Origin of the sequence: Arthrobacter luteolus NBRC 107841, from assembly GCF_001552075.1 — a bacterium.
GTDB classification, from domain to species: Bacteria; Actinomycetota; Actinomycetes; order Actinomycetales; family Micrococcaceae; genus Arthrobacter_B; species Arthrobacter_B luteolus.
On sequence record NZ_BCQM01000003.1, the window covers coordinates 401,822 to 423,472 of the forward strand.

A 21,651-nucleotide genomic window follows, 5' to 3' on the forward strand; every position below is an offset into this window, starting at 1 on the left:
TACAGCCGCATCATCACAGTGCAGCTTCCGGATAGGGCGTGAATGAACTCCGACGAAACGACATCTGAGGCGTTGGAACTCCAAGCAGTCTTCGGCTATGCCTCAGACCGCGGTCTGAGACGGGAACTGAACGAGGACTCACTGATCGCCGCTGATCCCATCTTTGCCGTCGCAGACGGTATGGGCGGACACGAAGCCGGCGAGGTCGCCAGCAGCATCTGCGTGCGCACCCTGGGCGATTCCCGGATTGTCGGGGAGCACCTGCCTGAGGTACCGGCCGCCGAGGTGGAGGAACTGCTGGCAAAAGCCGACCGGCAGATCCGGGAGGCTACCGGAGGCCGCGCCGGCACCACGCTCACCGGAGCGGTGCTGGTCCAGGAGGAGTCCCAGCCGTACTGGCTGGTATTCAACGTCGGAGACTCCCGCACCTACCGGCTCTCCCGAGGTGTGCTGGAGCAGATCACCGTGGACCACAGCGAAGTCCAGGAACTCGTGGACCTTGGCCAAATCACCCCGGATGAGGCACTGGTCCATCCGCGCCGCCACGTGGTGACCCGTGCCCTTGGCACCGGTAACGACACCAATGCCGATTTCTGGCTGATCCCGGTGGAGCCGGGCGACAGGCTGCTGGTCTGCTCCGACGGCTTGACCGGAGAGGTCAGCGACGGGCATATCTTCCAGATCCTCTCCGCCGTAGCCAACCCGCAGGACGCCTGCTCGGCGCTGGTCCAGGCCGCACTGCGCGCCGGCGGCCGGGACAACGTGACCGTCCTGGTGATTGACGCCGAATCGGGCGCCGGCAACCCGGACTCCGGAGCGATCACGCTGCCCGGCCCCGCAGTACGGGAACCAGAGCAGCCCGATGCCTCCGGTCCCGGGACGCCCAGGGCTGACCCGGCACCGGAAACGGCTGAAAACGGCCAGTGATGGAAGGCCTGCGGTACCGCCCGGGGGCCTGGATCGCCCTGGCCCGGAATTCCCGGCTTGTCCTGCTGCCTCCGGGCAGCGGTCAGGCCCGGGTAAATGAAGTCTGGGATGTCCTCTCCGGCGATGCGTCACTGGATGCCGTTTTTGAAGCCATCACCGGGGGACTGGCCGGTTCGCTGAGCCACCTGCCGCCCTTTGGTTTGGTGTCCGTGGATGACCGGATGCACGTGCTGCTGCGCGGACCGCTGGAACTGGCTATCAGCGAAGACAACTCCTCCATCTCCGGTGCGCACCTGCGTACCTGGAGTGAGCAGGTGCTGCCCGCTGACGGGCACGCCGTGCTGACGGTCACCGATGCCCGGGACGACGCCGTTGACTCCCCGCTGCTCCTGACGCTGCGGGAGGGGATGGCCACCGTGTCGCAGCTTGAGCTCGACCTTGGTGCCGCCCGCATATTCCTGCCGTCGGCTTCCGCAGCTGTTCCCGCGTCAACGCCCGGCGCTTCACGGACCACCCTCCCACCGACCGCCGTCCCGCCGACTACCGTCCCGCCAAGCGCCGCAGCTCCCACCGCCGACGCTCCAACCGCCGCCGTCCCGCCCGTGCCGTCCCCTGCCACGTCATCGGTTCCACCGCTGCCTCCGGCGGCACCGGCAACCGCTGTACCGCCGGTGCCACCAGCTGTGCCGGCTGCGGCCGCCGCCGCTCCACGCGTTGCTGAAGTCCCGGTACGGACCCGGCAACCGGATCAGTCCGGAGCCGAGTCCGTCACCCCTGACCTGAGCGACGCCGTGCCGTGGCTGAAACTCACCCCGCCGCCGGTGTCCTCGGCGGACGTGCCGCGCCCGGTCTCCGAGGCAGCTGCCGACGAAGGGGAGCCGACGGAAACCCTGCCGCCGGTCACCGAGGACCATGACGGAGACACCATCATGGGCTTCAATCCCCAGCCCGGAACCCCGCTGCCCGGCACCCCGCAGCCAGGCGCTCCGGAGGAAGGAACCCAAGGCCAGCGAGATGCTGAAGCCAACGGCGGGGAAGACACATCCACGATCCGCTCTGCCCGCGCCGGCTCACCCGGCCCCGGCACGGGAGCCCCCGGCGCCGCGGATCCCGGCGCCGCCCCGGCCGGAACCGGGCCAACTGTCCTGGCCCGGGAATGCCCGCACGGGCATGTTAATCCGCCGACCGCCGGAAGCTGCCGGACCTGCGGTGCTGAGCTGTCCGGTGAACCGCGGCCGGTCCCGCGGCCGAGCCTTGGCACCATGCGGCTCTCCACCGGTCCGGTCTATGAACTTGACCGTAACGCCATCATCGGCAGGCAGCCCTCCGCGTCGCGGGTCCAGGGGGCGGCGCTCCCGCGGATGGTCCAGGTGCCGAGCGAAAGCGGCGATATCTCCCGGTCACACGCGGAAATCCGGCTTGAGGGCTGGCACGTTATGCTGCGGGATCTGTTCTCGACCAACGGCACGGTGTTGATCCGGGAAGGGCAGCTGCCCCGCCGTCTTGCGCAGGGCGAAGCAGCCATCCTGCTGGACGGGGACATCGCTGAGCTGGGGGACAACGTTTCGATCCGGTTTGAGGGACTGGCATGACGAAACGGCCACCCGCGCCGCCGCCCCGGATTCCCGGGTTCCGTTTCCTGGAGCACCTGGGATCGGGCGGTTTTGCCGACGTCTACCTCTACGAACAGGACCGGCCCCGCCGGCGGGTAGCGGTCAAAGTCCTGCTGTCCGGCCTGCGCACCGAAGCGTCCCGGGCCAGCTTCGAAGCCGAAGCCAACCTGATGGCACAGCTGTCCAGCCACCCCTACATCGTCACCATCTACGAGGCGGACATCACGGCGGAAGGGCGCTCCTACCTGGCCATGGAGTACTGCTCCCGGCCCAGCCTGGATGCCCGCTACCGGCAGGGAGGGCTGCCGCTGTCCGAGGTACTGGCCGTGGGAATCCAGGTGGCTTCCGCCGTCGAAACCGCGCACCGGGCCGGGATTGCACACCGCGACATCAAACCCGCCAATATCCTGACCACCGACTACAACCGGCCGGCCCTGACCGACTTCGGCATTTCCGGCACCATGGACACCGAAGACGATGAGCATCTGGGGATGTCCATTCCCTGGTCCCCGCCGGAGGCGCTCTCCGGTGCCCGCGTCGACGGGATCCGGGCGGATATCTATGCCCTGGGCGCCACGCTCTACACCCTGCTTGCCGGACGATCACCGTTTATGCGGCCGGGCCGGGGCAACACGCAGCGCGATCTGATGGACCGGATCATCTCCGAGCCGCTTCGGCCAACCGGGCGCAGCGATGTCCCAGAATCGCTGGAACTCGCGCTTGCCACGGCCATGGCCAAGTCCGCGGATTCCCGGTACTCCTCCGCCTACGCGTTTGCCCTTGCCCTGCAGCGCACCCAGACCGAGCTGAACCTCGCTGTCACGGAGTTCGCCGTCCTGGAGGAATCCGGCCGCCAAACCCCTGAGGCGGAGGATGAGGACGAGGAAAAGACCCGGGTGCGCCGCGTCGTGTCGATCGATCCGTCCGCTACAACGTTCCCGCCCACTCTCAGGGGCGCCCAGCATTTGCTCGCCGGGCCCGGAGCCTGGGCGGATACAGCCGGATCCGGAAGCGGGTTCGCAGCCGAACCCCTGCCGGAGGAATGGCCCCAGGGGACAGTGCTTCGGCCGGCAGCCTCGAACGCCGGCCTGTCAGCACCCGCCGGGCCGGCGGGCAGCGGGCTGGTGCGGGCGCCCTCGGGTCCAAGCGGCCGCCCGGAACAGGGCGTTTCACCGGAGCAGGACGCTTCGCCTGCCCGGGAGTCTTCGATTCCGGACTCTTCCATACCTGGGTCAACGGCACGCCGCCGCCGCAGCCGCACCCTGGCCGGTGCCGCCGCCGTCGTGATCCTGGCGATAGTGCTGCTGGCAATCTTCCTTCCGCGCGGAGACGCACCGAGACAGGCCGCACCAGCGCCCACCCAACCGCCGTCGAACGCCCTGGGCGGACTCGACGGAGCGGTGGCGCCTCCCACCGGTCTCAACGGAACCCAGGAAGCCGGCGAAGCCGTCTTCACCTGGACCAACCCGGAGCCGCAGGAAGGCGACATCTACCTGTGGCGCAGCGTGACGGCCACCAGCCGGGGGGAGCTGGTCCGGACCGCCGAACCGCAGGCCGTCCTTCCGGCAACCGGAAATGAGACCTGTATTGAGGTCCAGGTTGCCCGCTCCAACGGACGTGCCTCTGAACCGGTCGCAGCCTGCTCCGGCTAAGCGATCCCCCTTCCGGCCGCGGGCTGCGCCCGGGATGGGACATAATAAGCCTGATGAGCAGCTGTGCTCTTGACCCGGGACCCGGCCGCAGCGGGTGCCGGACCGGTCTGCTGCAGGGCATAACACATGAGGAGAAGGATCTTGGGGGATCTTGCGATCGACTTTAGCGGGGAGTGGCACGAACCCGATGACGGAGCGGTGTTCCGGATCGGGCGCGAGGGGGATCTGGCGATCGATGACAACCCCTACCTGCACCGGCAGTTCTTGACGATCTCCCAGGAGCATTCCATGTGGTGGCTGACCAACATCGGCAGCCGGATCTCCGCAACCATTTCCGATTCCACCGGGGGAATGCAGGCCTGGGTGGCTCCCGGCGCCAGGATTCCGCTGGTTTTTGAGCAGACCAGGGTCATCTTCACAGCCGGCCCCACCACGTATGAATTCGACGTCCACCTCAAGACCCCCGCCTTCCGCCAGGATCCGCTGGACGGGTCCGGATCCGGTGAAACGACCATCGGCCCGGTAGTCTTCACCGAGTCGCAGCGGGCAGTGATCGTGGCGCTGGCCGAACCGCTGCTGCGCCGTGACGGCACGGGCTACAGTGCGCTGCCAACATCGGCCGACGCCGCCGCCCGGCTGGGCTGGTCCCAGACCCGCTTCAACCGGAAACTGGACAACGTCTGCGAGAAGCTGGACCGGGTAGGCGTGGCCGGGCTGCGGGGCGGACCCGGGAAGCTGGCCGTGAACCGTCGGGCCCGTCTGGTGGAGCACGCGGTGACGTCCCAGCTGGTGACGGCGGCAGACCTTGAACTCCTGGACCAGATGGGCAGCGCCCCAGACAGCTAAGGCCCCGGGAGCTCCGGTGGACCGATGATGGGCGGGAATTGAAACAGCTAGGAACGAAGAAGGTCATGGCAACAAACCCGAATCTTGTGAACGCTACCGCCGGGCAGCGGCTGGCTGCCCGGGCGGTGGACAGCGTTCCCCTTCTGGTCCTGGCCTTGGTCGTCCTGAGCATCCCGGGCCGGCTGGCCCTGATCCTCTGTGCGGTGGGCGCAGCCGCATATCTCCTGTGGCTTTGGCTTTGGGAGGCCGGCAGCGGCCAGACCCCGGGCAACCGGCTGCTGGGCCTCCGGACAATAGCGGTGGACGGCAACCCACCCGGTTTTCCCGCCGCTCTGGTGCGTAACCTGCTGCTGCTCGCTTCCGCCGTAACGGTGGTGGGCCCCTGGATCCTGACCGTTTCCAACCTCTGGGACTACCCTCACCGCAGGCAGGGCTGGCACGACAAGGCTGCCCGTACCCTGATGGTGGATATCCGCGCGGGCCGGAATCCGCTGCTGACCGGCGGGCGCTGGATCCAAGGCGCACCGGGGCCGGAGCTGGCGGCGGAATCGGGAGCGGCGGCGTCGGGTGGAGCCGGGCCCGTGGTAGTAGCAGCAGGCCTGCGCGCAGCCGGGCCGGCTGCACCGGCTGCGTTCGCATCGGCTTCCTCATCCGCTGCGGCTCGGGCGGGTTCTCCCACAACTCCGGCGGGGGATCCTGCCGGGCGCGTCGGCGCAGGCTTTCCGGCACCCGGGAACCCAGGGCAGGCGCCTGCAGCCGAAGAATCAACCGGATCCGGGCCGATCAGCAGTGTTCCGGGAGTAGCCCGCCCGGCTGCAGCACCCGCTCAAGCTCAAGCCTCCGCTCAAGCCTCCGCTCAGGTTTCGGCGTCTGCTCAGGTTTCGCCGTCGGCCGCTTTCCCAATGCCTGCCCCTGCGGCCGCGCCTGGAGCTGCCGTGCAGGCAGGGCAGGCTTCGGATCGGAGCGACGATGAGGACGACGTCGAAATGACCCGGGTCGTCTCTCGCCCGCGGGGCGCGGGCCGCCTGTTGACGTTCGATGACGGTGCGACCGTCCGGGTCGCGGGAACCGCCTTGCTGGGACGCAACCCGGCGGCGGGGATCGGGGAGAGCACCGACCAGCTGATCGACTTCGCGGACATGGGCCGGTCGGTGTCCAAAACCCATCTGCATCTGCAGGCGGACGGTGCTTCGGGACTCTGGGTCACCGACCGGAATTCGACCAACGGCAGTTCGATCGTGGCTCCGGACGGCCGCCACGTCGCTTTGGAAGCCCACAGTCCGATCCTCGCTCCCACCGGCAGCACTGTTTATTTCGGGGATCGGCACTTCACCGTCGCCTGACCGCTGCGCACAGATAGTCGGCGGGGTCTGCGGCGCCGTGGCACCCCCGTCGGCGCGGGTTTCCGAATCAGGCCGGCGTGCCCTCAGAAGTTCCACCGAGCTCCAGCGCCAGCCGGGCGTAGGCCTCCAGCGGATGTGCTTCTCCCGCAACGGGCTCCGGCGCATACCGCACACCCAGGGACTGCGCCGGCGCGGTGCCGAGCAGCCCGGCGCGCGGACCAGCCAGCGTCAGTGCGGCTTGCGCCGGCGTGCCCGCAAGCGCCTCGGGACCAAACAGTGCACAGCCGGGGACAGCAGTGCCGGTGAACCGGGCCGGGCGGGCCAGCGAGGTGTAGCCCAGACCGTAGGCCAGCACCGCACTGCGCGCCCGGGCCGCGTGCATGGCTGCCAGGAAGGCATCGAGACCGGCGTCGTCCAGCGGAGCGGCAGCCTCAGCCAGGAGTTCCAGGCTTTCCAGCACGCCGGACCGGGTGCGCTCCACGGTGACGACGGCGACGCTCCCGGCCGCCTGCCCCGGACTGCCTGGAGCCCCAGGAGAAGCGCCCAGCACCACCAGCTGCGTGCTGCGCGGGGACCGGCGGTGGCAGAAATCGGAGAAGGCTGCTTCGTCCCAGGGTTCGCTGACCGGCTCGTACAGTCCCCAGCCGACGGGCGCCGATCCCGTGACCGCTTCGAAGACCCGCGCGGTGAAGGAACCGGCGCGGGTGGAGTGGGAAGCCGGATGGAACACACTGGCCCGGACATGCAGGTACGCGCTCTGGAGGCGTTCCGCGGAGAGGAAGTCATCGGCCACGGCGCCGCCGGGACGTAGACCATCGCCGTCCCACGACTGCACCCGGCCTGTCGCCGCATCAAAGAAGCCGCCGTCAGCGCCCGTCGCCATCCAAGCCGCAGACTGACCATCGAGCAGGGCGGACAACGGCAGGGTGATCGAAGAGGTGGACGGGGTCAGCACCACGAAGCGCCGGCTGGCTTCCACCGCGCCGGCGCAGGCCCGGGTGAGCCACGGGCTCAGCCCCACCACCGGCTGGTCGCAGAAGACCATGGCGGTTGAGGGGGTCAGGAAGTCGTAGGCGGAATCGTGCATTAGGAACGTACTCCGTCCGGAAGGAGCACCACGCCGCTGGTGCGGCGGGCGATGGCGTGGGTGAGCGCATCAGCCAGCGTGCCGCCGTCGGGTGCCCCACCTACGGCGTACACGTCCAGCCACCACAGTGGCTCAGTGGACCCGGTTCCTTCGGCCGTGAAGAACGCCGGGATGCCGGTTCCGGCGGGGGCGCTGACCTCGGCTCCGCGGCACAGGCGCAGGATCTCGCCGGGCACCTGGATCCGCCGGGGAAGTTCGAGCACCAGGGGAACCCGTTCGCCGTCGACGATCTCGATGACCTGGCCGTCTGCGGCTTCCCGCATGCTCTTTTCCGGCATCGTTTCCAGCAGGGCTTCAACCAGCAGCTTCTGCTGCGGTTCCTGAACGCTGAGGACTGTCCAACGTGTACTCAATGTCCGCTCCCTGCTATTGATCCAGCCGTTCCTACTGCGGCTGCCGTGTCCGCCGGATCGTTGAGGAACAGCTGCAGCATCTGCACCGGGCGGCCGGGCTGGATGAGCTGGGCGCGGCCCGGCGGCAGGGTGCGGGCCCGGACCCCGTTGATCAGTGCGCCTTCGGTGCGGTCCCCGGAGAGGATCAGGGTAGCGCTGCCGGAGTCGCGCAGAGCGGTGAAGAAGGATTCGTACATGCCGCGGCTGGCTCCGCGCACGCGCCGGGTCAGGATGGTATGGAGCCCGATTTCCGGTGCCAGCGGCAGGTACGGAGTCAGCCGGGACAGCGGCGAGGAACCGCCGGCGGTCAGGACATCGTAGTCGTCAATGATGAGCACCACGCGCGGGGCGGCGGCCACTTCCTCCGGCGTCGCGGCCACGCGCTTTTCCAGTTCGGCGGCGACGGCGCCGGCCAGTTTCTCAGCCAGCGCGGCGCTGGTGGCGTAGCCGCCCAGATAATCGTCGGCCACTTCGCCGGTGAGCGAGCGCCTCGGGTCAAAGACCGCGAACACGATCTCCTCGGCGCTGTGCTGGGATGCCAGCGTGCGGATCAGGGTCTTGAGGACGTTGGACTTGCCGGAACTGTCATCGCCCATCACCACCAGGTGGTTCTCCCGGCCCTGCAGGTCCAGGTTCTCGGTGCCAAGGTCCGTTTCCCGCAGGCCAAGCGGCACCAAGCCAGGGAAGGAGGGTACGGCCCCGGGATCGGCAGGAGCGACGGCAGGCAGCACCCGCACGGCCATGGCCCGCCCGTCGGTGGACGCGGCGACGGCGGTCACCAGGTCGCGGGTGCCCTGGACCGCGGAACCGTCGTCGGGGCTGCCATCGATCCGGGGGAGGGCCAGGTGCCCCTGCAGCTTCCTGTCGGTCAGGGCCCGTCCGGGCGTACCGGGACTCAGCGCCTCGGCCAGCTTGCGTCCATGCGCGGATTCGCCGGGATCGGCCAGCCGCAGCTCGATGCGGTTCCCGAAGAAACTCTGCTGCGCAATCCGGATTTCGTTCATACGGGAGCAGGTGACCACCACATGGATGCCGTACCCGCCGCCGCGGCTGATCAGGGCGTGAACGGACTTTTCGATGTCCTCGAACTCATCCGACAGCTGTCCGTAGCCATCCATCACCAGGACAATGTCGGCACTGGGCAGTTCAGGAATGCGTCCCTGCGCGCAGAGGCTGCGGAGCGTGGCGAGGGAATCGATCTGGTACTTCTCGAAGATCCGTTCCCGGTGGGTAAGCATCCCCAGGATTTCATCGACGGTCCGGCGGATAACTTCCCGGTTGGTGCGCACTGCCACCCCACCGACGTGCGGCAGGCCTTCCAACGGGAGGAGGGAGCTGCCCAGCAGGTCAACGGCGTAAATGCCGACTTCGGACGGCGAATGCGTCAGGGCCAGCGAAGCGACGATGGTCCGCAGGGCGGTGCTTTTGCCCGTGGACGGGCCGCCGACGATCGCGGCGTTGCCGCCGTTCGCAGCCAGGTCCAGGTTCCAGATGCCCTGCCACTGCTTGGCCGGGTCATCGAGCAGGCCAATCGGGATGGAAAGGTTGCCGCCGGAGTTCAGCCGCAGGCCCTGGCTGGTGGTCAGCACTCCGCCGGCGGCAGTGTCCAGCGCCAGGCCGCGGGGCAGCGGCGGCAGCCAGATCGGGTCCACGGCGCGCGGGAATCGGGAGAGGGTCTGCATCAGCGTGGAGAGGACGGTGGGACCGGTGGTCCGTTTGGAGGACGACGTCGAGGCCTCGCCGGGTGCCGCACCCTCGGCCTGGCTCCTGGTTTCCAGAGACGCCGCGTAGCGGGGCACGGGCAGCACCGGTGCCGCGTCGTCGTCGTGGTCCTCCGGAGCGGGCGGGGCGGCGTCCTCCAGCGGACCGGACACGTAGCCGGCCTTGAACCGGGTGTAGGTGGTGGTGTCCACCTTGAGGTACCCGAAGCCGGGAACCGGGGGCAGGTGGAAGGCATCCGGGGTGTCCAGCACGGTGCGGGACTCGGACTCGGAGAGGGTGCGCAGGCCGATCCGGTAGGACAGGTACGTGTCCAGGCCGCGGAGCTTGCCGCCTTCGATGCGCTGGCTGGAGAGGAGCAGGTGCACGCCGATGGAGCGCCCGATCCGGCCGATGGAGAGGAAGAGCTCGATAAAGTCCGGCCGGGCCGTGAGCAGCTCACCGAACTCGTCAATGATCACCACCAGGTGCGGCAGCGGGGCAACGTCCTCGCCCTGGGCCATGCGGTGCTGCCGGTGCAGCTGGTAATCGGTGATGTTGGCCAGGTTGCCGGCGTCCTTCAGGACTTCCTGCCGGCGCTGGATTTCGCCGGACAGGCTGGCGTAGACGCGCTCAATCAGGCTGACATCGTCGGAGAGGTTGGTGATTACCCCGGTGACCTGCGGTGCGTCAGCGAACGGTGCGAAGGTGGCGCCGCCCTTGTAGTCCACCAGCACCATGGCCAGCAGCTCCGGCGGATGGGTGGCCAGCAGGCCAACCACCAGGGAACGCAGCATCTCGGACTTGCCCGAACCCGTGGCACCCACGCAGAGGCCGTGCGGTCCGTGGCCGAACTGCGCGGATTCCTTCAGGTCCAGGAGCGCCGGCCGGCCGCGGTCGTCGGCGCCGAGCGGAACCCGGAGGAAGTCCACTTCGCTGCGCGGCTGCCAGAGCCGGCGGATATCCGCCTCGTCCAGCGCGGGCGAGAGCCCGAGCATCTCGAGGAAGCCTTCGGAGCTGCCGGCGGTGTCGTGTTCCAGGGAATCGGGGGAGAGGCGCAGGGGTGCCAGGGGCCTTGCCAGCGCCTCGGCCAGCGCGGGCGGCAGCGGATCCAGGGTGCCTTCTTCCACCCGCGGTTCCACCGGGTCCACCCGGTAGTTTTCCAGCCGGAAACCGGTGGACGTTTCGGAGATCCGGACCGCCACCTCGCCGGGTTCCTGGCCGCGTTCGGCGGCGAGGTGCAGCGTGGTGATGCCGAGCTGGCCGGAGGAGGACTGCCGGTCCGGGAGGGGCAGCTCGGCGGGCAGCTGACCGTAATTGTCCGAGACGACCAGCAGCCGCGGCAGTGCGGTGCCGATGCCGCCGCGCAGGAAGTTCTTGCGGGATTCCGCGGCCAGGCTGGAACGGTTGGTCAGGTCCTGCTGCAGCAGGTCGGCCAGGGTATCCATGTCCGGTGCCAGCCGGCGCAGCGGCCCGGTGCGGTGCGTGGATCCCTGGTCGGCCAGGTGCGGCAGCCAGGTGGCCCACTCCCAGTCGGCGCGTGCCTCGCCGCCGGCAGCGAGGGCCAGATGCAGGTCCTCCGGGGAATGGAAAGCACTGCTTTGGAGCAGCAGCAGCCGGGCGACCTGGAGCACGAAGGGACGGGAGCCCACCACGCTGACGTTCCCGGCGCCGTCGAGCGGAACCGTGAGGGGCAGGTCCGGGCTGGCTTCGTAGCGGCGCTTGAGGATCTCGAGTTCGGTGGCCATAAAGGTGTCATCCCGGGCCAGCGCGGACCCGGAATCCAGGACGGTGATTTCCCGGTGCCGGCGGGTGCCGGAGCCCAGGCGGGTGTGCAGGAAGTCCTCGTTGTGCCGGCGGCGTTCCCAGATGCGGTGGGGGTTGCGGATGATGTCGAACAGGGCGTCCGGCGGCGGATTGGCGCCGCGGGCCACTGTTGCGGCTTCCTGCTCCTGCAGCCGCAGCGTCCGGCGGGAGCGTTCCAGGTATTCGAGGTAGTTCTCCCGCTGTTCGCGCCGGGCGCGTCCCTGCTTGCCGCGCTGGCTGACCATCATCACGATCGAGGCGAGGATCGTCACGATCATCATCAGCGCCCCGACGGCTGCCAGCGGGGAGCCGCGGAAGAGCATCATCACGGTCATGGAGACGCCGGCCCCGAGCAGCGGGACCAGGGACATCATGTTCATCCCGCCCTTGCCGCCTTCGATCTGCGGCGGCGCGTCCAGGGTGAACGCCTCCATGCTGCGGGCTGGAGGGGTGGTGCGGGCAGGCCGGTGCAGTAGTTTGACGCTCATGTGCGTGCCCTGCGGCCGGAGCGGGATCCGGTATCGGCCTGGCGGGCCGCTGCGGGCCGGGCCGGCATCCCCGGGGCGGTGGAAGCGGCGGCGAGAACACGGGCGGCAAGCTGGGTACCCTGCAGCCGGACCGATCGTGAAAGCAGCCGCGGCTGGATTTCGACGCCGGCAGCCAGGTGGGCGTCATAGTCCAGGACGGCGGTATCCACGCCGCTGCGGCGCAGCCGCCGGGCCTCGGCGGCTGGGTTGAACGGGCTGCGGGGCGAGGTGCGGGTGAGCACCACCAGGAGGGGGACTCCGGCCCGCGCCGGATCCTGGTGCCACAGCTGCGCCGCCTCCGCGGCATCATCCAGCCCTGCCACACTGGCCGGGGTAACGTACAGCGCCAGATGCGCCTCCTGGAGTGCCCACCGGACCTGGTCCCGCTGCCCATTCACGCCGCCCAACCCCGGAGGGCAGTCGAACAGGGTAACCGGGCAGTAGCGGGAGAGAACCCGCGAGAGGTGCAGGGCGTCGTCGTCCGTTGCGGTTTGAGCACCGGGGACGCCGCGGCGTCCGGTGACCAGCAGGTTTTCCGGTCCCGGCGAGGTAACGAAGCCGCGCAGCTCCGCGAGGGATCCAGGGATGGTGCGCCCCAGCCGGGCCGCGATGGCGTCCAGCGGCGGGGCGTCCGGCGCGTTAAGCCGCAGGGCCAGCGTCCCGGCGTCGGCCAGGTCGACGGCTGCCGCGGCGTCAGCCCGCAGCGACGCATAGGTGCGGGCCAGCAGGGCCACTGCCGTGGAGCGCCCGGCGCCGCCGCGGGTACCGATGACCGCGATCCGGCGGCCGGTGGTGACCGGCTGCTGCACCCCGGCCGCGGCTTCGGCGAGGGACTGCGGATAGTCGTCGCCGCGGAACATGTCCGCCGCCTGCTGGAAGACCCGGCGTCCCGGTCCTTCCGCGGGGCGGGTCCGCAGTGTGCGCCGCAACCGCTGCGGGGTGGACTCAAAACCGTCCGGCGAGACGGGGGCCGGGGCGCCGAAGCCGCCGGCGGGATCGGTGGAAGTCATCTAGAAGCTCTCCAGCAGTTGCGCGAAAATCCCGAACATACCCGCGGCCAGTGGTACCGAGGCGAGGATCGCCAGGGTTTCCAGCCGCTTCGCCGCCAGCCTGAACCGCGCCTGGGTGTGGTCCGGAACCTCCAGGGCCAGTGCCAGCCAGACGGCGGCCGCCAGAAGCAGCACACCCGCTCCCGGAACCCAGGGGGTGGCTGCGAAATACCGGCTGGCGCCGATGACCAAAGCGGCCAGGCCGACGGCGGTGGTTGCGTACAGCGCCAGCCGCTCCGGTGCCAACGGGAAGGACCGGGCCCGCAGGAAAACGGCCAGGGTCAGCACCGCCATGAGCGGAAGCGACCAGATCTGGAAGGCCGTGTCGGTGCCCAGGATCCACAGGCCAACGGCCACCGACGCCGCGGCGGCAGCGGTGCCGGCGACCAGTCCGCCATGGGCGGCGGCAACCGCGGACAGTGCGTCCACGCGGGTGACCTGCCCGCCCTTGGCCCGCGAGTCATCCAGCGCCGCCAGTCCGGAGGCGGACAGCGCCAGTCCCGGCAGCAGTCCCAGCAGCAGCACACCGGCGATCGAAGCGAGGGCGGCTGCGTGGACCGGGGAAGGTGTCACGGCCACGGCGCCCACCCACCCGGCGGTGGCCAGCCCCAGGATCAGTGCCCCGGTGTACATGGCCTTGGACCGCCGGTTGGCGGCGGCCAGGGCAAGGAGGGCGAGGATGGAAACCGCAGCGAACAGGAGGCCGGCGTACCCGTAGCCGTGCTGGCCGCCGGGGCCCTGCCCGTCGGCGCCGATAACGCCGGCGACGTGCAGGGCAGCACCGGTACCCGCCAGCCAGCCGGCCCCAAGAACCGCGGGGCCCAGGGCAGAGGCCGGGGCCCGCCGCCCCAGGAGAACTCCGGTCCCGGCGGCCAGCACCGAGAAGGCGGCCAGAACCCACCAGGCCGACTGCGGTGCCACCGCATTGGTGAGCAGTTCCGCGCCGGTCCAAAGGCCAAAGGCAGCAAACACTCCGCCGGTGGTGTCTTTCCACCGCCGGTTCCAGCGGCCGGGGACGTCTTCCGTCTCCGAGACCACCAGATCGGTGACGTCGTAGACGATCGGAGCCGGGGGAGCGGAGGACGCGCTGCACAGCTGAAGGGAGGAGCCGTCCAGGATGTCCGCTTCGTCGAGGGTGAGCTCAGGGGCCAGTTCCCTGCCATCGGCAGCGACCAGGACCTTCGCCGCCACTTCTGCCTGCGGAACATCTTCCAGCAGGTCAAGAACCTGCGGCATCAGTCCTGCCACCGGCTGGTCGGAGGGCAGCAGCAGGTCGAGATGCCGCTGCTGGCCAACAAGTGTCACCCGTGTATAGGCATGCGCCATGGTGGCCAGGCTCCTGTCTCGGTGCTGAGGCGGGTTGCGGACTCAAGCGCCGCTCCGCCGTCGTAAATACCGTCATAAATACCGTTGGAAATTGCTGCGCTGCCCTGCTGTTGTTCAGCCTGTTTGGCCCGGTTCTGTTCCAGCAGATTGGTGACAAACGAATACCCAACGCACACGGCAGCTATGAGAGCGGCAAGGGCGATGCTGAAGAGGAAGAGCTTGACGGTATCCGCCCAGCGCCGCTCGTTGGGATTCGATCCGTAGAGCAGGGCGGTTAACAGCCGGTTCCGGCGCACCGCGACGGACTCGATGAGCTGATTGTCGTAGTCGCTCGCCACAGTGTCCCCCTTCCCCCTGATAACAAGTACGCTACATATCCTTACATGGCCCCGGGACAATCCCGGGCAGGCGCAGTTAAGGCAGTGGCTCCTGACATGGGTAGTTCTGCCCATGCCAGCCGCTTGACCGCGGACAGGCGGCCCGATTGGATGATGGGGTACCGCTCAGCGGAAACGGCCTGGCAACTACGGGACCGGCCGGCAGCGGGGGGAATGACCGGACGAGGGCACGCAGGTGCCGAAGGTGGTTTGACATGAAATTCGATATGGGGTCCTCGACCCTTGGAACGCTGACGCAGCAGACCGGACACTCCAACGAAGATCTGGGCCAGCTGGTCCGGAACCTGATGGACGCCGTCACACCGCTGCAGGGCAAGTTCAACGGCCAGGGCCGGGTGCGCTTCGACGAATTCAAGGCCCGCACGGACGAAATCGCGAGTGAGCTCAACGGTTCGCTTGCTGCGATCCTCATGGGCCAGTCCGAGATGGACCGTTCGTTCCAGATGGGTGACCAGGAGTCCGCGGACAACGCAGCGCAGCAGCAGGGCGCGGCCAGCTTTGACGCCGCCCGCTTCGGTTCTTCGCGCTAAGCCCCTTCCAACCGTTTTCGAAAGGAACTGCCATGTCCCAGGATCGTTTGAGCTATGACACCGATACTTCTGCCGCTGTGCAGGGTGACATCCAGAGCATTGTCGCCCGGCTGGAGTCGCTGATCGGCGAACGTGAAAAGGCCGTCAACGCGGCCATGTCCGACTTCCAGGCCGACGGCGTCTCCGAGGAGTACCAGGCCGTGGAAAACCGTTTCCGGAATGCCGCCAATGAGACCCGCAGCATCATTGCCCTGGTTAAGCAGACGCTGAACCTTAATGACCAGACCGCCTCCAGCGCCGGGTCCCGCGCCAAGAGCGCCGTGGCGAACATTGGCTAGCGGATGAGTTACAACGTCAGCCCGGAGGCTGTCTCGGGGGTGCTGCAGGAAGTGGCACCCCTGCTTGAGGGCTACGGCACCCAGTTCACAGCTGTTGGTGAGCGGCTTTCCGAGTTATCGGCGGCCTGCATGGCCGAACCGGTGGGTGCCGAGTTGGGTGCCTTGACGGAAAAGACCATTAATCCGGCCTTCACCAACATCGCGGGACGCTCGTCAAACGCGGTGAATGCAGTGAACACCGTCCTGGGCATCCTTACCGCAGCGGATGCGCAGATGGACGCCGACGCCCGCGAGGCATCAATGCAGGCCGCGCAGGCAGCGGCCGATGATCCGCCGCCGCCCGCCGAGCCGGCAGCCCACTACGGCCCGGGCCCGCAACCCGTCTAAGCCGGCCGCCGTCGTCCGTACCGTCCTATCTCGTTCCTGTCTCGTTTGTTTACCCGGGGGAATCCATGAGCATCGACATCGCCGCCTTTGAGGCCGTGCTGCCCGATCCCGAAACGATCCGCACCGCTGCCGCGGGCCTGGTCAGCGCCGTCGGCGACGTCAGCACCACCGCCGCGGACTCTGCGGCGGCCTGGTCCCGGCTGCAGACGCCTTCGGTATATGAGATCGCCGGCTCCGAGGTGGTGTATTCGGCCTTCGCCCCCGTGACGACCTCTGCCGAAGACCTGGTGACAGACGCAGGCACGGTCAATACCGCGGTGCTTGCCTACGCGGACACCGTCGATTCGCTCAAGACCCGGCTGAGTGCGGTCAAAGCCGACGCAGCCAACTTTTTGTCCCGGACCCGGGGCCGCAGTCAGGACGACTGGGACGACGATGAAGGCCTGATCCAGGCCGAGCAGAACATCATCGGTGACCTGAACCGGCTTTATGCCGACCTGCAGGAAGCCCAGCGGCTCTGCGCCAACGCCATCAGCGGCATCTACGGCGGACCGTCCTACGTCCTCACCACGGAAGAGGGCGCCGGCACCGGTGAAGTTGAATTCGGCTACACCGGTGACCAGCTCGACGCCGCCGCGGTGGAAGGCAACGTGCCGTGGGGCCAGCCCACCGAATGGGATAAGCCCTGGTACCGCGACGCCTGGGACGGAATCGCATCCTTCGGTAAGGGTGTGTGGAGCGGTGTTACCGGGACGGTGACCGGCCTGGGCAACATGGTGGGCCTGGGCGGCGGTGAAGCGTTTGCGCAGACCTGGCAGGGTCTGGGGAACCTGGCGCTGAACGCGGCCATTGTGACCAGCCCGATTGTCCAGCTGGCGATGCACGCCAGCGGCAACGGAGACCGGGTGAAGCAGGCCGGTGAGGAGCTGCTGGCGGTGGGTAAGGCGGCGATTCACTGGGATGAGTGGCAGACCGATCCGGCGTATGCGGCCGGTGCCACCACCTTTGATCTGGCGTCGATCCTGTTGACGGCCGGTGCGGGTGCGACGGCGAAGGTTGGCTCGGTGGCGGGCAAGATCGGCGACGTGGCGAACGCCAGCGGGAAGGTGTCCGCCGTCGTTAATGCCACCGGTATAGGCAAGGTTGCCGGCGTCACGGTGAAGGTCACGGACGCGGCGCAGGCGTTCAAGATCAATGCGATCACCACGGTTGTGGATACTTCGAAGGTGGCGGTGGGGAAGGTCGGTGCCGCGTGGCAGGCGGCGGATCAGTTCCTGATCGATTCCGGCAAGTCTGCACTGGGCAAGGTCGACGACGCGCTGGCGAATGCCGGCAATAGTCGTTTCGGGACTCCGGCGCTGGCTGGTGCCGGGGGTGGCGGCAGTACGCGGGTGATGGCGTTCACGCCGGAACCGCCTCCGGCCCGTACCGGTGGTGGTTCGGGGTCTTCGGGGGCTGCGGCGACGCATTCTGGGGCGGGTTCCACTTCCGGAACGACACCCGACGCCGCACGGCCTGGTGCCCCGGCCGGAATGACGCCGGACGCCACGCGTGGGCCGAAGGCACCGGAGGCTCCGGTCCGGAACGCCGTTCCTGAAGCCGAAGCGCCCGCGAACGGCAAGGGTTCTGCCCCGGAGGACCCCGCGCGCGGCAACGGCTCCGGCACCGACACCACGGCCGGCAAGTCGGGTGCACCCGGCCATACCGTGCCGGAGGACCGGGCCCCGGCCAACCGGACCACTGAGTCTTCGGCTCCAGCAACACATGTGGATGCCGACGACGCCCGTCCTGCCGTCAAGGGCGAGGCCGAGGACATGCGCCCCGGTACGGCTGCTGTTGATGATGCTCCCGGTGGATCGCGGAACGGTGAAGCCGCCGATGCCGATTCGCCCGCGTCCCCGGATGCCCCGGAAACGCCGGCGCCCAAGCCCGTTGTGCACTACGACGCTGACGGCCGGCCGGAGACGGTGGACCTCGGGGACCGCACTCATACTGTCTCGACCCGGAACGACCAGATTGCGCAGCTGCGGCGTTCCGTGGATCCTGCGACGTGGAAAGACACGGACTCTTTCTTGTCTACCCATCTCTCGCCGTCCGAGTTCCAGGCTCTGGATGGTCTGCGCGGACCGGACGGGAAACTGCCACCGAATGTTGTGGAGACCCAGGTCGCGGATCTGCTGGAGAGGGCTTTCGACGCCGAGACCCGGGGCCCGGTTCGTCCCGGTGCCAGCCCGCTGGAAAACGCACTGCGGGGAATCCCTACCCGCTACTACTATGACCTGACTGATGCCCAGGCCGTCCTTGTCCATGATGTCCGGCATCTGCTCGGCACAGGGGACATCAATCAGCCGTTCCAGAAGGTCTACAGTGCCGACGACGCCGCTCCAGTCCTCGCCAATACAGGCCCTGAGAAGTACCGCGGCAGCATGGGCGGATTCATTTCGCAGGCTTCCGACGCAGCAGATCTTCGTACAGTCGACGAGATCATCCTTGGCCTCCGGCTGGATTACATGAGTTTGGACCGAGATGGTGTGGCCATTCAACCGGTAAATATGCCGTTCAGGGCGGGACAGACGGAGGAAGTTTATGCCGTGCGCTTCATGGTCGATGAGAAAGTTTCCGACGGGATCGTGATCCCGGATAGTCCAAATCATGCCCGGGTGGAGGAGCTTCGGCGTGACCGGGCCGGAGAAGCTGAGCGAGACGCAGCTGGAGCTTCAACGGCACGGGATCGGGAAATGCAGGAGGCAGACGGGTTGCGGGAGGATGGCCTCATACATGAGGACGGCCACCCCAGGCGTGACTCCGCAGCATGGCCGAACAACGGTCTTGGATTGCCCAGTAGCCGGGTGGAACACACTCCCGTTATCCCGGAACTCGCAGCTCCTGACGGTGTCCCCCTTCAGGACGGAGCCGAAATGTGGCGTATCGACCGTAACGGCAACGAGGCATTGGTGGGCATCTACGATTTGGTAAACCGTCAGTGGATTAGCCTGTAATTATGTGGACTGCTGATGGGACGAAACTAAGTGGTGACTACGGCATGTGGAAGGGGCGAGAGTACGAGCTTCGCTCGACGTCTCCAATACGCGGACTCATCTACCTGGTCCAGGAAGGAGGCGAACGCCCAGGTCCTGAGTGGAAAACCCATGAGCAGCCTAATGAGTTTCCACGGCCTTCAATCGCGTACACGCTTGGCGTCCCTCCAGATGAGGTGACCGATGTTCACGCCGTTCGCGCCTCGGGGGAGCTAAGGCCAGGACATGTAGTGAAAGTCCTGGCGGAGGACGCTCACGGAAATCTGGCAGTGGTGGCCGGGACAGGTTTCTCTGCCGAGGCAAAAATGGATCTGTTGAAGGAACACGGGTTTCACCCTTTTGCAAAGGACGAGCCAGTAGTGCGTCAGCCGGTTTTTGGTTGGCTGCCAGCTGACATGGTCCTCAACGTCCGGTCCGAAGTTTATTGGCGGAAGAACGCCAGCTGATCCGTCAGTGCGATCCAACGTTTGTAATCCAGGGGGAAGACTAAACATGACGTTTTTTCAGAAGGCTTTAAATCCCACGCAGGTTGAGTTCCTGGTGGGTGGTAACCGGGACACGGTTTCGGGGTTTGTGGTCAACGCCGGGGATGCGGTTAATGCGCGGACGCCGGAGGACCTGTTTGCCGTTCATGGTCTGGATTTCCCGGGTTCCCCGTGGGACCGGGGTACCGGGTACGTTGATGTGCTGCGGTTCCAGGTTCCGTTGTCCATCCATGTGCACACCGCTGCGGGTCCGGAGTTTGTGGACCGTCCGCCGTTTACGGGGACGGGTTTCGCGGCGTGGTCCGGTGGTGTGGTGCCGGTGTATTTCCTGGATGAGTGTGCGATTCCGCCGGGGGCGGAGTTGTGGCGGATCCGGGCCGGTGCGCCCGAGGAACTGCTGGCGGTTTATTTTGAGGTGGCCACTGGTTGGGGTGTGGCCGGCACGTCGGGGATTTCCCGGCCTGGTGTGCATACGCCGTCGCACATTATCGGCTGGTCTGCGGTGTGGCAGGGCCAGGTGTTCCGTGCTGATTTGGTGGATGAGGGCAGGGGCGTTGAATTGGCTGCCACGTCGGATCCCGGGGTTCCGGGTTTTGAGCAAACTCCGAAGGGGTGTTGGCGCCGGACGGTGGGCCTGGGGGAGATCCAGGACTTTTACGAGCTGCTGGCGACGTGTTCGTGGCAGGGTGAGCCGTTCCGCATTACCGATGTTGCCCAGGGGGAGGACGGCCGTGTGTATCGGTTGTTTTATACCGGGCACAACGCTGACCGGGCTGAGGCTCTGGCGTTGAATAAGGCTGATGCCGGGGTGTATTGGACGGTGGTGCCGGCGTCGCAGGCGCAGGATGTGCAGGTAATTCAGAACCGTTTGCCGTCGCTGGCGTTCCGAGGTTAGCCGCGGGTGAACCCATTGAAGCAGCGAATGCCGGCAGCGGACGGTTTGAATCTCCTGCACTGGCTGGTGCCGGGCGGGGTGCCGTTGTGGCGAAGGGTTTTGAGTTCCATTGACTAGATTGCGGCTGGTTCCACCTCTCCCCGAGAAGGGAAGCGAGGAGAGCGCGCCCGAAACGCCCAGGTTGCAGAAGTTCCTGCCCAACGGGATGCGGGTCCCGGGAATCTACGGTGTCTTGCAGGGCGAGTGGTTTTGGGCAAATTCTTTGGGCCATGGACGTCTCCGTCTTTATACGCCGACCGAAGAATCCCCCGGGGAAGGCTGGCAGCCGTCTGACGAAGTGGACGGCGCGGGCAGGCCATTGTTATGACACCTAATGGTCACGAAAAGCGACCTGGACCGGTTGGTGGACGTCTCACTGCTGGCTACTTGGCGGAAGCTCGATTTAGGCATCCACGGATACATCGACGGGACGGTGTATGCCTTTGTCGGTGCTAGTCCGAAGATTGATCAGATTCGCCGCGGAGAGATCGCGGAAATCACTATTGCTGGACCGGGTGAGTATCACGGAAGGTTCCGCTGGGAGGACCTCTCTGACCTCGTTCTGACCGAGCAGGACCTGCTGAGGTAGAAAGCGTTTGATGAACTGCAGAGGACGGTGATGGCGAAATGTGGCTAGATGACGGAACGAAGCTAACGGGCAGATATTGCACTTGGCGGGAGCAGGAATACGAAGCTCGGGACCTGCATCCCAGAGACGGCATATTCACTCTGGTTATCGAAGGGGGAGATGCCCCTGATTCGGGTTGGCGGACACTTTCCCGGCGAAAAAAGTTTGGACGCCCGAATATATCCCATATTCGCAGGGTTCCGGCAGACGAGGTGAGTAACCTTCAAAAGGTTACAGTTACGGGGAACTTGGGCCCGGACAGGAATGTCATTATTTTTGCGGCGGATGAGGACGGCAACCTGGCGGTCGAAAGCATCGATCCCATGCCTGGTATTTATAAACGCCAGCTTATAAATAACCATGATTTTGAGCCATTCAGTAAGAATGAGCCATTGGAACACGTATGCGTAGCGGGATGGCTTCCAGCTGATCGCGTCAAGGATGTCAGTGTAGAGATTATTCCATTCAGCAATGACTAGCCGGGCCGCAAAAAGGAAGCCGGCGCACATTATCTTGAGTTTGTTGACCGTTCGCCATTTAACGAGGTAGCTTTCACCCTTTTTCCGAAAGTGAGCCTCTATCGCGCC

The 21,651-nt window shown here is 67.0% G+C and carries 19 protein-coding genes; 12 read left to right on the plus strand and 7 right to left on the minus strand.

Annotated elements, in window-relative coordinates:
• The first annotated feature begins 42 nt into the window (after window positions 1–42).
• The 5 genes from AL3_RS08575 (at window position 43) to AL3_RS08595 (ending at window position 6,381) form a co-directional block, all read left to right on the plus strand.
• Window positions 43–927 (plus strand): PP2C family protein-serine/threonine phosphatase, encoded by an 885-nt coding sequence (locus AL3_RS08575; RefSeq protein WP_083521582.1) that lies wholly within the window; start codon window positions 43–45, stop codon window positions 925–927.
• A complete protein-coding gene (locus tag AL3_RS08580; protein WP_066299262.1) occupies window positions 927–2,519 on the plus strand; it encodes an FHA domain-containing protein in 1,593 nt (530 codons plus the stop codon). Before AL3_RS08575 ends, AL3_RS08580 begins: the two co-directional genes overlap by 1 nt.
• A complete protein-coding gene (locus AL3_RS08585; protein ID WP_066299265.1) occupies window positions 2,516–4,192 on the plus strand; it encodes a serine/threonine-protein kinase in 1,677 nt (558 codons plus the stop codon). The genes AL3_RS08580 and AL3_RS08585 overlap by 4 nt, the downstream gene beginning before the upstream one ends.
• 141 nt (window positions 4,193–4,333) lie before the next feature.
• On the plus strand, window positions 4,334–5,038 hold the full coding sequence (locus AL3_RS08590; RefSeq protein ID WP_066299271.1) for an FHA domain-containing protein: 705 nt from the start codon (window positions 4,334–4,336) through the stop codon (window positions 5,036–5,038).
• A 65-nt stretch (window positions 5,039–5,103) separates the two neighbouring features.
• Window positions 5,104–6,381 carry an RDD family protein gene (locus AL3_RS08595; protein WP_066299275.1) on the plus strand — a complete coding sequence of 426 codons (1,278 nt, stop codon included), beginning with the start codon at window positions 5,104–5,106 and terminating at the stop codon, window positions 6,379–6,381.
• Window positions 6,382–6,448: 67 nt separating this feature from the next.
• Here the strand turns inward: AL3_RS08595 and AL3_RS08600 are convergent, their stop codons facing one another.
• Genes AL3_RS08600 through AL3_RS18430 form a run of 6 tightly spaced genes read right to left on the minus strand, consistent with a single transcriptional unit; the run spans window position 6,449 to window position 14,664 of the window.
• Window positions 6,449–7,468: a DUF6177 family protein gene (locus AL3_RS08600; protein WP_066299276.1), complete on the minus strand. Its 1,020-nt coding sequence runs from the start codon at window positions 7,466–7,468 to the stop codon at window positions 6,449–6,451.
• Window positions 7,468–7,881, minus strand: coding sequence for a hypothetical protein (locus AL3_RS08605; RefSeq protein ID WP_066299278.1), 414 nt, complete (start codon window positions 7,879–7,881; stop codon window positions 7,468–7,470). The genes AL3_RS08600 and AL3_RS08605 overlap by 1 nt, the downstream gene beginning before the upstream one ends.
• Entirely contained in the window at window positions 7,878–11,912 is a 4,035-nt protein-coding gene (gene eccCa / locus AL3_RS08610; RefSeq protein WP_066299281.1) for a type VII secretion protein EccCa, read from the minus strand. The genes AL3_RS08605 and eccCa overlap by 4 nt, the downstream gene beginning before the upstream one ends.
• Window positions 11,909–12,961, minus strand: coding sequence for a CpaE/TadZ family protein (locus AL3_RS08615; RefSeq protein WP_066299286.1), 1,053 nt, complete (start codon window positions 12,959–12,961; stop codon window positions 11,909–11,911). The genes eccCa and AL3_RS08615 overlap by 4 nt, the downstream gene beginning before the upstream one ends.
• Window positions 12,962–14,326 carry a type VII secretion integral membrane protein EccD gene (gene eccD, locus AL3_RS08620; RefSeq protein WP_083521583.1) on the minus strand — a complete coding sequence of 455 codons (1,365 nt, stop codon included), beginning with the start codon at window positions 14,324–14,326 and terminating at the stop codon, window positions 12,962–12,964.
• Window positions 14,302–14,664 carry a hypothetical protein gene (locus AL3_RS18430; RefSeq protein ID WP_066299293.1) on the minus strand — a complete coding sequence of 121 codons (363 nt, stop codon included), beginning with the start codon at window positions 14,662–14,664 and terminating at the stop codon, window positions 14,302–14,304. Before AL3_RS18430 ends, eccD begins: the two co-directional genes overlap by 25 nt.
• A 254-nt stretch (window positions 14,665–14,918) precedes the next feature.
• Here AL3_RS18430 and AL3_RS08630 point away from each other — a divergent pair, with 254 nt between their 5' ends.
• The 7 genes from AL3_RS08630 (at window position 14,919) to AL3_RS08660 (ending at window position 21,025) form a co-directional block, all read left to right on the plus strand.
• Window positions 14,919–15,254, plus strand: a complete 336-nt coding sequence (locus AL3_RS08630) for a hypothetical protein (protein ID WP_066299298.1) — start codon at window positions 14,919–14,921, stop codon at window positions 15,252–15,254.
• A gap of 32 nt (window positions 15,255–15,286) precedes the next feature.
• A complete protein-coding gene (locus tag AL3_RS08635) occupies window positions 15,287–15,592 on the plus strand; it encodes a pore-forming ESAT-6 family protein (RefSeq protein ID WP_066299300.1) in 306 nt (101 codons plus the stop codon).
• A gap of 3 nt (window positions 15,593–15,595) precedes the next feature.
• Window positions 15,596–15,979 (plus strand): DUF6507 family protein, encoded by a 384-nt coding sequence (locus AL3_RS08640; RefSeq protein WP_066299303.1) that lies wholly within the window; start codon window positions 15,596–15,598, stop codon window positions 15,977–15,979.
• A 65-nt stretch (window positions 15,980–16,044) separates the two neighbouring features.
• Window positions 16,045–18,978 carry an ICP22 family protein gene (locus AL3_RS08645; RefSeq protein ID WP_066299306.1) on the plus strand — a complete coding sequence of 978 codons (2,934 nt, stop codon included), beginning with the start codon at window positions 16,045–16,047 and terminating at the stop codon, window positions 18,976–18,978.
• Between the two features lie 269 nt (window positions 18,979–19,247).
• A complete protein-coding gene (locus AL3_RS08650) occupies window positions 19,248–19,463 on the plus strand; it encodes a hypothetical protein (protein WP_066299307.1) in 216 nt (71 codons plus the stop codon).
• Window positions 19,464–19,509: 46 nt separating this feature from the next.
• Window positions 19,510–20,397, plus strand: coding sequence for a hypothetical protein (locus AL3_RS08655; RefSeq protein WP_066299312.1), 888 nt, complete (start codon window positions 19,510–19,512; stop codon window positions 20,395–20,397).
• A gap of 373 nt (window positions 20,398–20,770) precedes the next feature.
• A complete protein-coding gene (locus AL3_RS08660) occupies window positions 20,771–21,025 on the plus strand; it encodes a hypothetical protein (RefSeq protein WP_066299314.1) in 255 nt (84 codons plus the stop codon).
• 62 nt (window positions 21,026–21,087) lie between these two features.
• Here AL3_RS08660 and AL3_RS18790 read toward each other — a convergent pair.
• The coding region (locus tag AL3_RS18790) for a hypothetical protein (protein WP_217994780.1) at window positions 21,088–21,651 on the minus strand (564 nt) is incomplete at its 5' end.

Excerpts from the sequence above, each read along its gene's own strand:
- AL3_RS08575 (WP_083521582.1), top strand. The coding sequence starts at position 43 with ATGAACTCCGACGAAACGACATCTGAGGCGTTGGAACTCCAAGCAGTC.
- AL3_RS08580 (WP_066299262.1), top strand. The coding sequence starts at position 927 with ATGGAAGGCCTGCGGTACCGCCCGGGGGCCTGGATCGCCCTGGCCCGG.
- AL3_RS08585 (WP_066299265.1), top strand. The coding sequence starts at position 2,516 with ATGACGAAACGGCCACCCGCGCCGCCGCCCCGGATTCCCGGGTTCCGT.
- AL3_RS08595 (WP_066299275.1), top strand. The coding sequence starts at position 5,104 with ATGGCAACAAACCCGAATCTTGTGAACGCTACCGCCGGGCAGCGGCTG.
- AL3_RS08600 (WP_066299276.1), bottom strand. The coding sequence starts at position 7,468 with ATGCACGATTCCGCCTACGACTTCCTGACCCCCTCAACCGCCATGGTC.
- eccCa (WP_066299281.1), bottom strand. The coding sequence starts at position 11,912 with ATGAGCGTCAAACTACTGCACCGGCCTGCCCGCACCACCCCTCCAGCC.
- AL3_RS08615 (WP_066299286.1), bottom strand. The coding sequence starts at position 12,961 with ATGACTTCCACCGATCCCGCCGGCGGCTTCGGCGCCCCGGCCCCCGTC.
- eccD (WP_083521583.1), bottom strand. The coding sequence starts at position 14,326 with ATGGCGCATGCCTATACACGGGTGACACTTGTTGGCCAGCAGCGGCAT.
- AL3_RS08630 (WP_066299298.1), top strand. The coding sequence starts at position 14,919 with ATGAAATTCGATATGGGGTCCTCGACCCTTGGAACGCTGACGCAGCAG.
- AL3_RS08635 (WP_066299300.1), top strand. The coding sequence starts at position 15,287 with ATGTCCCAGGATCGTTTGAGCTATGACACCGATACTTCTGCCGCTGTG.
- AL3_RS08640 (WP_066299303.1), top strand. The coding sequence starts at position 15,596 with ATGAGTTACAACGTCAGCCCGGAGGCTGTCTCGGGGGTGCTGCAGGAA.
- AL3_RS08645 (WP_066299306.1), top strand. The coding sequence starts at position 16,045 with ATGAGCATCGACATCGCCGCCTTTGAGGCCGTGCTGCCCGATCCCGAA.
- AL3_RS08655 (WP_066299312.1), top strand. The coding sequence starts at position 19,510 with ATGACGTTTTTTCAGAAGGCTTTAAATCCCACGCAGGTTGAGTTCCTG.
- AL3_RS08660 (WP_066299314.1), top strand. The coding sequence starts at position 20,771 with ATGGTCACGAAAAGCGACCTGGACCGGTTGGTGGACGTCTCACTGCTG.